Origin of the sequence: Bacillus sp. FSL M8-0071, assembly GCF_037975455.1 — a bacterium.
Classification (GTDB): Bacteria; Bacillota; Bacilli; order Bacillales; family Bacillaceae; genus Bacillus; species Bacillus subtilis.
In genome coordinates, this window is the sequence record NZ_CP150256.1 from 1,782,040 (window position 1) to 1,799,763 (window position 17,724).

Genomic DNA, 17,724 nt, shown 5'->3' on the forward strand with positions numbered 1-17,724 from the left:
ATGAGAAATAATGATAATATCCGCATATTAGCTAATCCTTCTGTCAGTCATGGTGAGCCTTTACATATATCTGAAAAGCAGCCGGCAACAATACCTGAAGTTTTATACAGAACGGCGGCGGAGCTTGGGGATACAAAGGGAATCATTTATTTGCAGCCGGATGGAACTGAAGTTTACCAATCATACAGACGATTATGGGATGATGGACTGCGCATTGTGAAGGGGCTTCGCCAATCAGGCCTGAAAGCAAAACAAAACGTGATTTTGCAGCTTGGTGACAATTCACAGCTTCTCCCTGCGTTCTGGGGGTGTGTGTTAACAGGGATTGTTCCGGCTCCGTTAGCCGTTCCGCCAACGTATGCTGAATCGAGCAGCGGCACTCAAAAGCTGAAAGACGCATGGACGCTTCTTGACAAGCCGGCGGTGATTACGGACCGGGGGATACACCAGGAAATGCTCGATTGGGCAAAAGAACAAGGGCTTGAAGGGTTCAGGGCAATTGCTGTAGAGGATCTGCTCAGCGCTGAAGCGGACTCAGATTGGCATCAATCCAGTCCTGAAGACTTAGCGCTTTTATTGCTGACTTCAGGCAGTACGGGTACGCCCAAAGCAGTTATGCTTAATCATCGTAACATTATGAGCATGGTGAAAGGGATTATTCAAATGCAAGGCTTCACCAGAGAGGATATTACGTTTAACTGGATGCCGTTTGACCATGTCGGAGGGATCGGAATGCTACATTTGCGGGATGTTTATCTTGGCTGTCAGGAAATTAACGTCTCAAGTGAAACAATCTTAATGGAGCCGTTAAAATGGCTGGATTGGATTGATCATTACCGTGCTTCTGTTACGTGGGCGCCGAATTTTGCGTTTGGTCTGGTTACTGATTTTGCAGAAGAAATAAAAGATAGGAAATGGAATCTGTCTTCAATGCGATACATGCTCAATGGCGGTGAAGCAATGGTAGCCAAGGTAGGGCGCAGAATACTTGAGCTTTTAGAACCACATGGACTGCCTGCTGACGCCATCCGACCTGCATGGGGAATGTCCGAAACTTCATCGGGTGTTATTTTTTCTCAGGAATTTACCCGGGCTGGAACAAGTGATGATGATCATTTTGTTGAAATAGGCTCTCCAATCCCCGGCTTCTCTATGAGAATTGTGAATGACCATAATGAATTGGTTGAAGAGGGCGAGATCGGCCGTTTTCAAGTCTCGGGTCTTTCTGTTACTAGCGGTTATTACCAGCGACCTGATTTGAATGAGAGTGTGTTTACAGAAGACGGCTGGTTTGAAACCGGAGATCTTGGCTTTTTGCGAAACGGGCGCTTAACCATAACAGGCCGTACGAAAGATGCAATTATCATTAACGGCATTAATTATTACAGTCATGCAATTGAGTCTGCAGTTGAAGAATTATCTGAAATTGAAACTTCTTATACTGCTGCTTGCGCTGTCCGTCTGGGCCAGAATTCAACAGATCAGCTGGCTATCTTCTTTGTTACTTCCGCAAAATTAAATGATGAGCAGATGTCTCAGCTTCTTAGAAACATACAATCCCATGTCTCACAGGTGATCGGAGTCACCCCGGAATATTTGCTGCCTGTACAAAAAGAAGAGATTCCAAAAACGGCTATCGGAAAGATCCAGCGCACCCAGCTAAAAACTTCATTTGAAAATGGAGAGTTCGACCGCTTGCTACATAAACCCAATCGGATGAACGATGCGGTCCAGGATGAGGAGATACAGCAAGCAGACCAGGTGAAAAGAGTAAGGGAAGAAATACAGAAGCATCTGCTCACCTGTTTGACTGAGGAGCTGCACGTTTCCCGCGATTGGGTGGAGCCAAATGCAAATATCCAAAGTCTTGGTGTGAATTCTATCAAGTTGATGAAGCTCATTCGATCGATCGAGAAAAACTACCATATCAAACTAACAGCCAGAGAGATACATCAATATCCTACAATTGAACGCTTAGCCAGCTATCTATCAGAACATGAAGACCTCAGCAGCTTGTCTGCTGACAAAAAGGGCACGGATACATATAAAACCGAACCGGAAAGGAGTCAGGCAACTTTTCAGCCTCTCTCTGAGGTTCAAAAAGGATTATGGACATTGCAAAAAATGTCACCCGAAAAAAGTGCATATCACGTACCTCTCTGTTTTAAATTTTCGTCAGGGCTTCACCTTGAAACATTACAGCAGGCTTTCGGCCTTGTATTGAATCAGCACCCAATCTTAAAGCACGTCATCCAAGAGAAAGACGGAGTGCCATTTCTTAAAAATGAGCCAGCACTTTCAATTGAAATCAAGACAGAAAACATCTCAAGTATGAAAGAGTCTGATATTCCTGCTTTTCTTAGAAAGAAAGTAAAGGAACCGTATGTAAAGGAAAACAGCCCGTTAGTGCGTGTCATGAGCTTTTCCAGATCTGAACAAGAGCATTTTTTATTAGTTGTCATTCACCATTTGATTTTTGACGGAGTTTCGTCTGTCACATTTATACACAGTCTGTTTGATACCTATCAGCTTCTTTTAAAAGGACAGCAGCCGGAAATAGCTGTTTCTCCTGCCATTTATCATGATTTTGCGGCATGGGAGAAAAACATGCTTGCCGGCAAAGACGGTGTGAAGCATCGTACATATTGGCAGAAACAGCTATCGGGAACTTTGCCGAATCTTCAGCTGCCTAAGGTCAGCGCAAGTTCAGTGTCTGAGTTTAGAGAGGATACATACACCAGGCGGCTGTCCAGCGGCTTCATGAATCAGGTCAGAATGTTTGCGAAAGAGCATTCTGTAAATGTCACGACGGTATTCTTAAGCTGCTATATGATGCTGCTTGGCCGTTACACCGGCCAAAAGGAACAGATCGTCGGCATGCCGGCCATGGTGAGGCCGGAAGAAAGATTTGATGATGCCATTGGACATTTTCTCAATATGCTCCCGATTCGGAGTGAGCTGAACCCGGCAGACACTTTTTCTAGCTTTATATCAAAATTGCAATTAACGATATTGGATGGGCTTGATCATGCAGCATATCCTTTTCCAAAAATGGTGAGGGATCTGAATATTCCTCGCAGTCAAGCAGGTTCACCGGTATTTCAAACCGCTTTTTTCTATCAGAATTTTCTTCAATCCGGAAGCTATCAAAGCTTGCTGAGCCGCTATGCTGACTTCTTTTCTGTCGATTTCGTTGAGTATATTCACCAAGAGGGCGAATACGAATTAGTATTTGAACTGTGGGAAACAGAAGAAAAAATGGAGCTGAACATCAAGTACAATACTGGGCTGTTTGATGCGGCTTCTATATCCGCCATGTTCGACCATTTTGTTTATGTAACAGAGCAGGCGATGTTGAATCCTTCTCAGCCTTTAAAAGAGTATTCTTTATTACCTGAGGCAGAGAAGCAGATGATTCTCAAAACATGGAACGCCACAGGAAAAACGTATCCATATATAACTTTTCATGAGTTGTTTGAGCAGCAGTCGAAAAAGACGCCTGATAGAGCGGCTGTCAGCTATGAAGGTCAAACATTGACGTATCGGGAGCTTGATGAAAGAAGCACACAGCTGGCCATTTATTTGCAGGCGCATGGAGTGGGTCCTGACCGTCTGGCGGGGATCTATGTGGATCGATCGCTGGACATGCTAGTGGGTTTATTAGCGATCCTCAAGGCTGGGGGAGCGTATGTGCCGCTAGACCCGTCCTATCCGGCTGAACGATTAGAATACATGCTTGAGGACAGTGAAGTTTTCATTACACTGACGACATCGGAATTAGTAAATACGTTGAGTTGGAACGGTGTCACAACAGCTCTTTTAGATCAAGATTGGGATGAAATTGCTCAAACAGCCTCTGATCGAAAAGTGCTTACACGCACTGTCACGCAAGAGAACTTGGCATATGTCATTTATACATCCGGCAGCACAGGAAAGCCAAAAGGTGTCATGATACCGCATAAAGCTTTGACAAACTTTCTCGTTTCGATGGGGGAAACACCAGGTCTTACGGCAGAGGATAAAATGCTTGCTGTCACAACCTACTGTTTTGATATCGCAGCTCTGGAATTATTTTTGCCTTTAATAAAGGGCGCACACTGCTATATTTGTCAAACGGAGCATACAAAAGACGTTGAAAAACTGAAACGGGACATCCGCACGATCAAACCGACAGTGATGCAGGCAACCCCCGCTACGTGGAAGATGCTCTTTTATTCAGGCTGGGAAAATGAAGAGAGCGTGAAAATTTTATGCGGTGGCGAAGCATTGCCTGAGACATTAAAACGATATTTCTTAGATACGGGCAGCGAAGCCTGGAATATGTTTGGGCCAACCGAAACAACTATCTGGTCAGCGGTTCAGCGCATTAACGTTGAATGCTCTCATGCCACGATAGGAAGGCCAATCGCCAATACACAAATCTATATTACGGATTCTCAGCTCGCGCCAGTGCCGGCAGGTGTCCCAGGTGAGCTGTGCATTGCAGGAGACGGTGTGGCGAAGGGCTACTACAAAAAGGAAGAATTAACGGATTCTAGATTCATTGACAACCCTTTTGAGCCTGGGTCTAAGCTTTATAGAACGGGAGACATGGCCCGCTGGCTTCCGGGAGGGCGAATTGAATATATAGGCCGCATCGATAATCAAGTAAAAATCCGCGGATTCCGTATTGAACTTGGTGATATTGAAAGCAGGCTTAGTGAGCATCCCGGCATTCTGGAATGCGTTGTGGTCGCAGATATGGATAACCTAGCTGCCTATTATACAGCTAAACATGCAAATGCTTCTCTCACAGCGAGAGAGCTGCGTCATTTTGTGAAAAACGCTTTGCCTGCCTATATGGTGCCTTCTTATTTTATTCAGCTTGATCATATGCCGTTAACTCCGAACGGAAAGATAGATAGAAACAGCCTTAAGAATATCGATTTATCAGGGGAGCAGCTAAAGCAAAGGCAGACCTCTCCTAAGAACATTCAGGATACTGTTTTTACCATTTGGCAGGAAGTGCTGAAAACGAGTGACATTGAATGGGATGACGGATTTTTCGATGTGGGCGGGGATTCGCTTCTCGCGGTCAATATGGCTGATCGCATCAAACATGAACTATCCTGTGAGTTTTCTGTCACAGACCTGTTTGAGTATTCAACGATTAAAAATATCAGCCAGTACATCACTGAACAGCGAATGGGCGATGCAAGTGACCATGTGCCGATAGAACCGCCAGCTCATATAGAAGATCAGTCTAACGAGATGAGTGATCTCCCGGACTATTATGACGATAGTGTGGCGATTATTGGCATATCGTGTGAATTTCCAGGGGCAAAAAATCATGATGAATTTTGGGAGAACCTCAGAGACGGCAAGGAAAGCATTGCGTTTTTCAATAAAGAAGAGCTTCAGCGCTTTGGCATTTCAAAGGAGATAGCGGAGAATGCCGACTATGTCCCTGCTAAAGCTTCAATTGAGGGGAAAGACAGATTTGATCCAAGCTTCTTTCAAATCTCTCCTAAAGACGCTGAATTTATGGACCCTCAGCTTCGGATGCTGCTGACTCATTCATGGAAAGCAATAGAAGATGCCGGTTATGCTGCGAGGCAGATTCCGCAAACCAGTGTTTTTATGTCGGCAAGCAATAATTCTTATCGCGCGCTGCTGCCGTCAGATACAACAGAGAGCTTGGAGACGCCGGACGGCTATGTTTCGTGGGTGCTTGCACAGAGTGGGACGATTCCGACAATGATTTCTCATAAGCTCGGGCTGAGAGGGCCAAGCTATTTCGTTCATGCCAACTGCTCATCATCTCTGATTGGATTGCATTCTGCCTATAAGAGCCTCCTGTCGGGTGAATCTGATTATGCTTTAGTTGGCGGTGCAACGCTGCATACCGAGTCAAATATCGGATATGTGCATCAGCCGGGGCTGAACTTTTCGAGTGATGGACATATTAAAGCTTTTGACGCTTCAGCTGACGGAATGATAGGCGGTGAGGGCGTTGCTGTTGTATTGCTGAAAAAAGCAGCTGATGCAGTAAAGGACGGGGATCATATCTATGCCTTGCTGAGAGGCATTGGTGTAAATAACGACGGCGCTGACAAAGTCGGCTTTTATGCTCCAAGCGTTAAAGGCCAGGCTGACGTGGTCCAACAGGTCATGAATCAAACGAAGGTACAGCCTGAATCCATCTGCTATGTAGAAGCACACGGGACCGGAACGAAGCTGGGGGACCCGATCGAGCTGGCGGCTTTAACAAACGTTTACAGGCAATATACAAATAAAACGCAATTTTGCGGCATTGGGTCGGTGAAAACCAATATCGGACATTTAGATACAGCCGCCGGTCTTGCGGGCTGCATTAAGGTCGTGATGAGTCTTTATCATCAAGAGCTTGCACCGAGTATTAATTATAGGGAGCCGAATCCAAATACAGACTTAGCCAGCTCTCCTTTTTACGTCGTCGATCAAAAGAAAACGTTAAGCCGTGAGATCAAAACGCACAGGGCTGCACTTAGCTCGTTCGGGCTTGGCGGGACAAATACCCATGCCATTTTTGAACAATTCAAAAGGGATTCAGATAAGAGAAAGATAGACGGAACCTGCATCGTCCCGATCTCGGCGAAAAATAAAGAGAGGCTGCAAGAGTATGCAGAAGACATTCTGGCCTATTTGGAAAGAAGAGGGCTTGAGAACAGCCAGCTGCCTGATTTTGCGTATACCCTTCAGGTGGGGCGCGAAGCGATGGAGCATCGCGTTGTCTTTATTGCCGATCATGTAAATGAGTTAAAACAGAGGCTCACAGATTTTATCAATGGAAAAACAGCGATTGAAGGCTGTTTTCAAGGAAGTAAGCACAATGCCAGGGAGGTTTCATGGCTGACGGAGGATGAGGACAGCGCTGAACTCATACGTAAGTGGATGGCCAAAGGAAAAGTAAACAAGCTTGCAGAAATGTGGAGCAAGGGAGCGCATATAGATTGGATGCAGCTTTACAAGGGTGAGCGCCCAAACAGAATGAGTCTGCCGACTTATCCATTTGCAAAGGAACGATATTGGCCGTCGCAGGATGACCGCAAACCGGTGGCGCAGATATCCGGAAATCAGACAGGGATCGGCTCTATTCATCCATTGCTTCATCAGAATACATCTGATTTTTCTGAACAGAAATTCAGTTCGGTTTTCACTGGTGACGAATTCTTCCTGAGAGACCATGTGGTAAGAGGAAAGCCTGTGCTTCCTGGTGTTGCGTACCTTGAAATGGTGTACGCGGCTATAAACCAGGCGGCAGGAAGTGAAATTGGCCAAGATGTCAGAATCAGATTGAATCATACAGTCTGGGTTCAGCCTGTTGTGGTTGACAGACATTCAGCTCAAGTGGATATCAGTCTCTTTCCTGAAGAAGATGGAAAAATCACCTTTGACATTTACAGTATACAGGAAGACGGGGACGACCCTGTTATTCATAGTCAAGGCAGTGCGGAGCTGGCATCTGCTGCCGAAACGCCAGTCGCAGATCTCATTGAAATATCACGCCGCTGCGGCAAAGGAAAGATGTCGCCTGATCAATTTTACGAAGAAGGCAGAAGCAGAGGAATGTTCCATGGCCCGGCCTTTCAAGGAATTAAGAATGTGAATATAGGAAACAGAGAGGTTTTGGCGCAGCTGCAGCTTCCAGAAATCGTTTCTGGAACGAATGAACAGTTTGTGCTGCACCCAAGTATCATGGACTCCGCCTTGCAGACAGCAACAATATGCATCATGCAGGAATTGACGGATCAAAAGCTGATTTTGCCATTTGCGCTTGAGGAGCTTGAGGTGATCAAAGGGTGTTCTTCTTCTATGTGGGCTTATGCTCGCTTAAGTGACAGCGATCACTCCGGAGGGGTTGTTCAGAAAGCGGATATCGATGTCATTGACGAGGGTGGAAGCGTATGTGTCAGGATCAAAGGATTCTCAACGAGAGTATTAGAAGGGGAGGTTCATCCTTCAAAGCCTTCAACACGGCACGAACGCTTAATGCTTGAACCGGTGTGGGAAAAACAGAATGAAGAACGAGAGGACGAAGATCCTTCGTACACGGAGCATATCATTGTTCTCTTCGAAACTGAACGAAGTGTCACAGACAGCATTGCCTCCCACATGAAAGATGCCCGTGTGATTACTCTAAACGAAGCTGTAGGACATATTGCTGAACGTTATCAATGTTACACTCAGAACATTTTTGAACTCCTGCAAAGCAAGGTCCGTGAGCTTTCTGCAGGCCGTATCATCATTCAAGCGATTGTTCCGCTGGAAAAAGAGAAGCAATTGTTTGCCGGCGTTTCCGGTCTGTTTAAAACAGCAGAAATAGAGTTCAGCAAACTGACTGCTCAGATCATCGAAATTGAGAAACCTGAAGAGATGATAGACCTTCACCTCAAGCTGAAAGACGACAGCCGGAGACCATTTGACAAACAGATTCGATATGAGGCTGGACACCGTTTTGTGAAAGGCTGGAGGGAAATGGTGCTTCCTTCAGCTGATACGCTTCACATGCCGTGGAGAGACGAAGGTGTTTATCTAATCACAGGCGGAGCAGGAAGCTTAGGCCTTCTGTTTGCAAAGGAAATTGCCAATCGAACTAGCCGGTCTACTATTGTGCTGACGGGACGATCTGTTTTAAGTGAGGATAAGGAAAACGAACTGGAGGCTCTTCGAAGCATCGGAGCGGAGGTTGTCTATCGAGAGGCTGATGTAAGTGATCAGCATGCGGCTCGTCATCTTTTTGAGGAAATCAAAGAAAGATATGGCACTCTCAATGGAATTATTCACGGTGCAGGCAGCATTAAAGATCGCTTCATCATTCATAAAACGAATGAAGAGTTTCAAGAAGTGTTGCAGCCAAAAGTGAGCGGGTTGTTACATGTAGACGAATGCAGCAAGGATTTCCCATTGGACTTTTTCATTTTCTTCTCATCTGTTTCGGGATGTTTAGGAAACGCTGGACAAGCCGATTATGCGGCAGCCAATTCGTTTATGGATGCATTTGCTGAATACCGCCGTTCTCTTGCGGCATCAAAAAAGAGATTCGGCTCCACCATTTCCTTCAATTGGCCGTTATGGGAAGAAGGCGGTATGCAAGTCGGCGCTGAAGATGAAAAGAGAATGCTGAAAACCACGGGAATGGTCCCGATGCCGACAGATAGTGGCTTGAAAGCATTTTATCAAGGGATAGTATCTGATAAGCCGCAAGTTTTTGTGATGGAAGGACAGCTTCAGAAAATGAAGCAAAAACTGCTTTCCGCAGGATCGAAAGCCAAGCGGAACGATCAGAGAAAGGCGGATCAGGATCAAGGACAAACTAGAAAATTGGAAGCAGCCTTAATCCAAATGGTTGGCGCAATTTTGAAAGTAAACACTGACGATATCGATGTCAACACAGAGCTGAGTGAGTACGGATTCGACTCAGTTACATTCACTGTCTTTACAAACAAGATCAACGAAAAATTTCAGTTGGAGCTAACACCGACCATTTTCTTTGAATATGGCAGCGTCCAAAGCCTGGCTGAATATGTAGTTGCTGCGTATCAGGGCGAATGGAATCAAGATGCTACTGCTAAAGGCATAGATGAAAGAACAAACTCATTGCACAGTTTAAACAGCCTGGAGGCATCATTAAGCAACATGGTCAGTGCAATTTTAAAAGTAAATAGTGAAGATATTGATGTCAATACAGAGCTGAGTGAATACGGATTTGATTCCGTTACATTTACGGTCTTTACAAACAAGATTAACGAAGAATTTCAGTTGGAGCTAACGCCGACCATTTTCTTTGAATATGGAAGTATCCAAAGCCTGGCTGAGTATTTGACTGCTGAACATGAGGACACCCTGGTTCAGGAGCGCGAAAAACCAGAGGGGCAGGAAGAGTTACAGACAAAATCCCCTGAAGCGCCGAAAATCACATCACGTAGAAAGCGCCGCTTTACACAGCCTGTTATTGCAAAAGCAGAAAGAAACAAAAAGCAGGCTGCCGATTTTGAGCCGGTTGCAATAGTCGGCATCAGCGGCCGATTCCCTGGCGCTATGGATATAGATGAATTTTGGGAAAACCTAGAAGAAGGGAAAGACAGCATCACAGAAGTTCCAAAAGATCGATGGGATTGGCGGGAGCATTATGGAAACCCAGACACTGACGTCAATAAAACCGACATCAAATGGGGCGGATTTATTGACGGTGTCGCTGAGTTTGATCCGTTGTTTTTTGGTATTTCGCCGCGAGAAGCTGATTATGTAGACCCTCAGCAGCGCTTGTTAATGACATACGTGTGGAAGGCACTGGAAGATGCGGGTTGCTCGCCGCAAAGCCTTTCGGGTACAGGGACCGGTATCTTTATCGGTACGGGAAACACCGGTTATAAAGATCTATTCCATAGAGCGAATCTTCCAATTGAAGGCCATGCTGCTACAGGTCATATGATTCCTTCGGTAGGCCCGAATAGAATGAGTTATTTTTTAAATATTCATGGTCCGAGCGAACCAGTAGAGACGGCCTGTTCCAGTTCTCTTGTAGCCATTCACCGTGCTGTGACTGCGATGCAAAACGGTGATTGTGAGATGGCGATCGCTGGAGGCGTGAATACGATCTTAACCGAGGAGGCGCATATTAGCTACAGCAAGGCGGGTATGCTCAGCAAAGACGGCAGGTGTAAAACCTTCTCCGCCGATGCGAATGGCTATGCCAGAGGCGAAGGGGTCGGAATGGTCATGTTGAAAAAGCTGGAAGATGCCGAGCGCGACGGAAATCATATTTACGGCGTTATTCGGGGGACAGCGGAAAATCACGGCGGAAGAGCCAATACCCTGACATCGCCTAATCCGAAAGCACAAGCTGATTTGTTGGTGCGTGCATATCGCCAAGCAGGCATAGATCCAAGCACTGTCACATATATCGAAGCACATGGAACAGGGACGGAATTGGGCGATCCGATTGAAATAAATGGGCTGAAAGCCGCGTTTAAGGAACTATCCAATATGAGAGGCGAGAGCCAGCCGGATGTTCCGGATCACCGTTGCGGCATCGGCTCAGTTAAAAGCAATATCGGTCATTTAGAGCTAGCAGCAGGTATTTCCGGTTTGATCAAGGTGCTTTTGCAAATGAAGCATAAAACGTTAGTGAAAAGCCTGCATTGCGAGACGCTTAATCCTTATCTTCAGCTGACTGACAGTCCGTTTTACATCGTTCAGGAAAAACAGGAATGGAAGTCTGTCACAGATTGTGACGGAAACGAGCTTCCACGCCGTGCGGGAATCAGTTCGTTTGGGATTGGCGGAGTAAACGCGCATATTGTGGTTGAAGAATATATGCCAAAAGCCAATTCAGAACACACGGCTACAGAACAGCCAAACGTGATTGTACTGTCGGCTAAAAATAAAAGCAGGCTGATGGATCGTGCTTCGCAATTGCTTGAGGCGATTCGCAATAAAAAATATACAGATCAGGAGTTGCACCGCATCGCTTACACCCTGCAGGTCGGGCGCGAGGAAATGGATGAGCGTCTGGCGTGTGTTGCGGGGACGATGCAGGAACTTGAAGAGAAACTGCAGGCGTTTGTTGACGGTAAGGAAGAAACAGACGAATTTTTCCGGGGACAGTCTCATCGAAATAAAGAGACCCAGACTATTTTTACAGCGGATGAAGATATGGCGTTGGCACTTGATGCTTGGATCAGAAAAAGAAAATACGCCAAACTTGCTGATTTATGGGTCAAAGGGGTCTCAATCCAGTGGAACACATTATACGGAGAGACCAAACCGCGCCTGATCAGCCTCCCTTCATATCCGTTTGCGAAGGATCACTATTGGGTGCCGGCAAAGGAACATTCAGAAAGAGACAAAAAAGAACTGGTTAATGCGATTGAAGATCGCGCCGCATGCTTTTTGACGAAACAATGGAGTTTGAGTCCAATTGGATCAGCAGTGCCGGGGACAAGAACTGTTGCCATCCTGTGCTGTCAAGAGACAGCAGATTTAGCAGCAGAAGTGTCTTCGTATTTTCCGAATCATCTCTTAATAGATGTGAGCCGGATAGAAAATGATCAGTCAGACATTGATTGGAAAGAGTTTGACGGCCTAGTGGATGTCATCGGATGCGGTTGGGATGATGAGGGCCGGCTGGATTGGATTGAATGGGTGCAAAGACTGGTTGAATTCGGGCATAAAGAGGGGCTCAGGCTGCTTTGTGTGACGAAGGGGCTCGAATCGTTTCAAAACACATCTGTCCGGATGGCTGGCGCCTCACGGGCTGGGTTGTATCGAATGCTCCAATGCGAGTACAGCCATCTTATATCAAGGCATATGGATGCTGAGGAGGTTACTGATCATCCCCGTCTCGCGAAGTTGATCGCTGATGAGTTTTATTCCGAATCTTATGATGCGGAGGTTTGCTACAGGGATGGTTTACGGTATCAATCTTTTCTAAAAGCTCATCCGGAAACAGGTAAGGCCACGGAACAGAGCGCGGTCTTCCCGAAAGATCATGTGCTTCTCATTACAGGCGGCACACGAGGCATCGGACTATTATGCGCCCGTCATTTTGCAGAGTGCTATGGAGTGAAAAAACTGGTGCTGACCGGACGAGAACAGCTTCCTCCGCGAGAGGAGTGGGCGCGTTTTAAGACATCAAACACATCATTGGCAGAGAAAATCCAGGCAGTGAGGGAGCTGGAAGCGAAGGGTGTACAGGTGGAGATGCTGTCGCTGACGTTATCTGATGATGCTCAGGTTGAGCAAACGCTGCAACATATCAAGCGAACATTAGGACCGATTGGCGGTGTCATTCATTGTGCAGGTCTGACGGATATGGATACGCTGGCATTTATCCGAAAAACTTCAGATGATATCCAGCGGGTGATGGAACCTAAGGTGTCAGGTCTTACAACGTTATATCGCCATGTGTGTAACGAGCCTTTACAGTTTTTTGTCTTATTTTCTTCTGTTTCAGCCATTATTCCGGAGCTTTCGGCGGGACAAGCTGACTATGCGATGGCCAATAGCTATATGGATTATTTTGCAGAAGCACATCAGAAACATGTGCCGATCATCAGTGTTCAGTGGCCGAACTGGAAAGAAACCGGTATGGGTGAAGTGACAAATCAAGCGTATCGGGAAAGCGGCTTGTTCAGCATTACGAATTCAGAAGGCTTACGTTTTCTAGATCAAATTGTATCGAAAATGTTCGGACCGGTTGTTCTCCCTGCAATGGCGAATCAAACAAACTGGGAGCCGGAACTGCTGATGAAGAGGAGGAAACCGCATGAGGGCGGTTTGCAGGAAGCTGCTTTACAGAGCCCGCCAGCCAGAGACATTGAAGAGGCCGATGAAGTTTCCAAATGTGATGGATTATTATCTGAAACACAGTCTTGGCTTATTGATCTGTTTACCGAAGAGCTGAGAATAGATCGTGAAGACTTCGAGATTGACGGGTTGTTTCAGGATTATGGCGTGGATTCGATCATTTTGGCACAGGTGCTCCAGCGTATAAACCGCAAATTAGAGGCAGCGCTCGATCCATCGATTCTATATGAATACCCGACAATTCAAAGATTCACAGATTGGCTGATCGGTTCTTATTCCGAAAGGCTGTCCGCTTTATTCGGAGGCAGGATATCGGATGCATCAGCACCTTTGGAGAACAAAATAGAGGTGGAGGCACCTGTTCCTGCGAAGGATCGAGCTCTTACACCTCAGATTCAGGCACCAGCGATTTTGTCACCGGACTCTCATGCAGAAGGTATTGCCGTTGTCGGACTCTCTTGCCGATTCCCTGGGGCAGAGACATTGGAGTCATATTGGTCGTTACTATCCGAGGGGCGTTCGTCAATCGGCCCGATTCCGGCAGAGCGTTGGGGCTGTAAGACACCATATTATGCCGGCGTGATTGATGGCGTCAGCTATTTTGATCCTGATTTCTTTTTGCTTCACGAAGAAGACGTAAGGGCGATGGATCCGCAAGCACTGCTCGTGTTGGAAGAGTGTCTGAAGCTCTTGTATCACGCCGGTTATACACCTGAGGAAATAAAGGGCAAGCCCGTCGGTGTTTATATCGGAGGCAGAAGCCAGCACAAACCTGATGAAGACAGCCTTGATCATGCCAAGAATCCGATCGTGACAGTCGGCCAAAATTATTTAGCCGCTAATCTTTCACAATTTTTTGATGTCCGCGGCCCAAGTGTTGTAGTTGACACTGCATGCTCGTCAGCTTTGGTCGGCATGAATATGGCCATTCAGGCGCTGCGTGGCGGAGATATTCAATCCGCCATAGTCGGCGGTGTCAGTTTGCTGAGCTCAGATGCCTCTCACAGGCTGTTTGACCGGCGCGGCATTTTAAGCAAGCATTCATCCTTCCATGTGTTTGATGAGCGTGCTGACGGAGTTGTGTTAGGTGAAGGCGTCGGAATGGTCATGCTAAAAACCGTAAAACAGGCACTGGAAGACGGAGATACCATATATGCTGTCGTCAAAGCGGCCTCGGTCAATAACGACGGAAGAACGGCGGGGCCTGCAACACCTAATCTTGAGGCGCAAAAGGAAGTCATGAAAGATGCGCTTTTCAAAAGCGGAAAAAAACCAGAGGACATCAGCTACCTTGAGGCAAACGGGTCAGGTTCAATCGTAACCGATCTCCTTGAGCTAAAAGCGATCCAATCAGTGTACCGTTCTGGGCACTCATCGCCTCTTTCTCTTGGCTCAATCAAGCCGAACATCGGGCATCCGCTATGTGCTGAAGGGATCGCCAGCTTCATTAAGGTTGTGCTGATGCTGAAAGAGCGCCGCTTTGTCCCATTTTTATCAGGTGAAAAAGAGATGGCGCATTTCGATCAACAGAAAGCGAACATCACGTTCAGCCGAGCCCTGGAAAAATGGACAGATTCGCAGCCTACTGCGGCTATTAACTGCTTTGCCGATGGGGGGACGAATGTCCATGTCATCGTAGAGGCGTGGGAAAAAGATGAAAAACACGCCATCAAGCGCAGTCCAAAATCGCCTCCTCAATTAAAGAAACGAATGCTTTCGCCAGGCGAGACAAAGCTGGAAGCGGAGACTTCGAAAATGACTGCGGCAAACATATGGGATACTTATGAGGTGGAGGTCTAACGTGAAAAAGATAACGAAACAACTCACATTATCGTTAAAAAATCCGTTTATTTATCACCATGTGGTTTACGGACAAAATGTCCTGCCGGGATTGGCTTATATCGATATAATCTACCAGATATTCAGAGAACACGGCTTCTCCTGCTCAGAGCTTCAGCTGCGGAATTTATCCATCTATCAGCCATTGAGGGCGGAACAGGATGCAGTAATTGTTCTGAATATCCAATGCGCGGAGAAAAAAGAAGGAAAGTGGCAAATCACAGCCAAGGGAATTGAAAAACGTGATGGGAAAGAAGTTTCAGAAGAAAAGCTCTATATGAAGGCTGACATGCACGCAGACTCCCCAGCCATATTTGAAGAAACACTGGATCTCAGTCAAATCAAAGCATCTGCACAGAACGTTGTTCAGCTTGATGATGTATATGAACAATGCAGACGTCAGGAATTGGTGCACAGCGAATATATGAAAGCAAGTGGCTGCATCTATGAAGAGGAAGATGGCGTCCTTCTTGAGCTTTCTCTCGGTTCGGAAGCCATGCTTCACGCAGAAGGCTTTATGTTTCACCCGACTCTCATAGACGGGAGCGGGGTGGGTGCCAATCATTTGCTCACATCTTTGCTTAAAGGAGAACAGAGGCTGTATTTGCCTCTGTTCTATGAATCCTTTTCCGCTTCTGCACTTTTGCAGTCGGATTGCATGACGAGAATTAAGCGCTCCTCCGTCCGGCGGGAAAAAGAGCTGATTTATGTAACACTTGAATTTTTTAATGCGTCGGGAGAAAAAGTGGCTGAGTTGAAGAACTTTACAAGCAAATTGGTGCGAGAAGCGGAGCTGATTAGCGGAAAACATCAAGGTGCACAGGAGACACAGATGACAAGAGCGGACACTGCTGAGCGTGATAAACCTGCTGACATGGTATCTTCTCCCGTTAATTCCTATAGTGAGGCTGAACAGTTCGTAAGCCAATTAATCGCAGAGAAAATCAATAAGCCGGTAGGACAAGTTGAAAAACAGGTCGGTTATTACCAAATGGGACTGAATTCATCGGGCTTGCTTGAGGTGGTAGAAACGATCAGTGATAAGATCGGTGAGAGCCTTTCGCCGACTCTTCTGTTTGAGCATACCACCATAGCGGAACTGTCAGCGTTTCTTGCCGAGGAATATGCTGAGCATTTTAGTGCCGCTGGTTCTCTTGGCCAGAATGAAAGAGCACGCGTTTCCGACAGCATAAACGACCATAAGACTGTTGAAGGCTCTCGTCCTGCACCTATTGAGGCAGCAGGCGATATTGCGATTATCGGCTTGGCGGGCAGGTATCCGAAGGCAGCCAATATTCATGAATTTTGGAACAATCTGAAAGAGGGAAAGGACTGTGTTAGCGAGATTCCTGAGTCGCGCTGGGATTGGCAGCGACTTGAAGGAATCACATCTCCTTCGGGTAAGGACATTTCCAAATGGGGAGGATTTATTGATGACCCCGACTGCTTCGATCCTCAATTTTTCAGAATCACGCCAAGAGAAGCGGAGACAATGGACCCTCAAGAGCGGCTGTTTTTAGAAACATGCTGGGAAACGATTGAGGATGCGGGCTATACGCCAAAGACGTTGGCGAAGCCTAAAGGACGAAATAAAAGGCAGCATGTAGGAGTTTTTGCCGGTGTCATGCACAAGGATTATACATTAGTCGGAGCTGAAGAAGCATCAGCAGAAAACGTGTTTCCTCTCTCGCTCAACTATGCGCAAATCGCCAACCGTGTTTCTTACTTTTGTAATTTCCACGGTCCGAGTATGGCTGTCGATACGGTATGTTCATCCTCTTTGACCGCAGTGCACTTGGCGTTGGAAAGCATACGTCACGGTGAGTGCGATGTTGCGTTAGCAGGCGGAGTGAACCTGTCTTTGCACCCGAATAAATATATGACATACGGGGTCTGGGATATGTTTTCCACTGACGGGCACTGCCGTACGTTTGGAAAGGATGGGGACGGTTATGTGCCTGCCGAGGGTATAGGCGCGGTTTTATTAAAGCCTTTGCGCCAGGCGGAGAAAGACGGAGATCGCATTTATGCAGTTATTAAAGGAAGTGCTGTGAATCATGTGGGCACTGTAAGCGGCATTTCAGTGCCGAGCCCTGTTTCTCAAGCTGATCTGATTGAGACATGCTTGGAGAAAACGGGAATCGACCCGCGGACGATCAGTTATGTGGAAGCCCATGGAACCGGCACGTCCTTAGGAGATCCGATCGAAATACAGGGATTAGTGAAAGCGTTCCGCCAATATACGCAGGATCGGCAGTTCTGTTCAATCGGTTCTGTAAAGTCAAACATTGGGCACGCCGAATCCGCCGCGGGGATCAGCGGTTTAAGCAAGGTTGCCCTTCAGCTTCACCATCAAAAACTTGTGCCTTCTTTGCATTCGGAAGAACTGAATCCGTACGTTGATTTTGAAAAGTCTCCATTTTATGTACAGCATGAAACAGAAACGTGGAAGCAGCCTGTTATCAAGGAGAATGGGGAAGAGGTCCCTTATCCGCGGCGGGCGGGTATCAGTTCCTTCGGAGCAACTGGTTCAAACGCACATATTATCCTTGAGGA

Annotated in this window: 2 protein-coding genes (1 of these 2 only partly in view); both read left to right on the forward strand. The window is 46.6% G+C overall.

Going from position 1 to position 17,724, the window contains the following annotated elements:
* Entirely contained in the window at positions 1-15,129 is a 15,129-nt protein-coding gene (gene pksJ, locus MKX71_RS09205) for a polyketide synthase PksJ (protein ID WP_339231974.1), read from the forward strand.
* Positions 15,113-17,724 carry the beginning of a polyketide synthase PksL gene (gene pksL / locus MKX71_RS09210; RefSeq protein ID WP_339231976.1) on the forward strand. 11,017 nt of this gene lie beyond the right edge of the window, so only the first 2,612 of its 13,629 coding nucleotides appear in the window; its start codon is at positions 15,113-15,115; its stop codon lies beyond the right edge, outside the window. Before pksJ ends, pksL begins: the two co-directional genes overlap by 17 nt.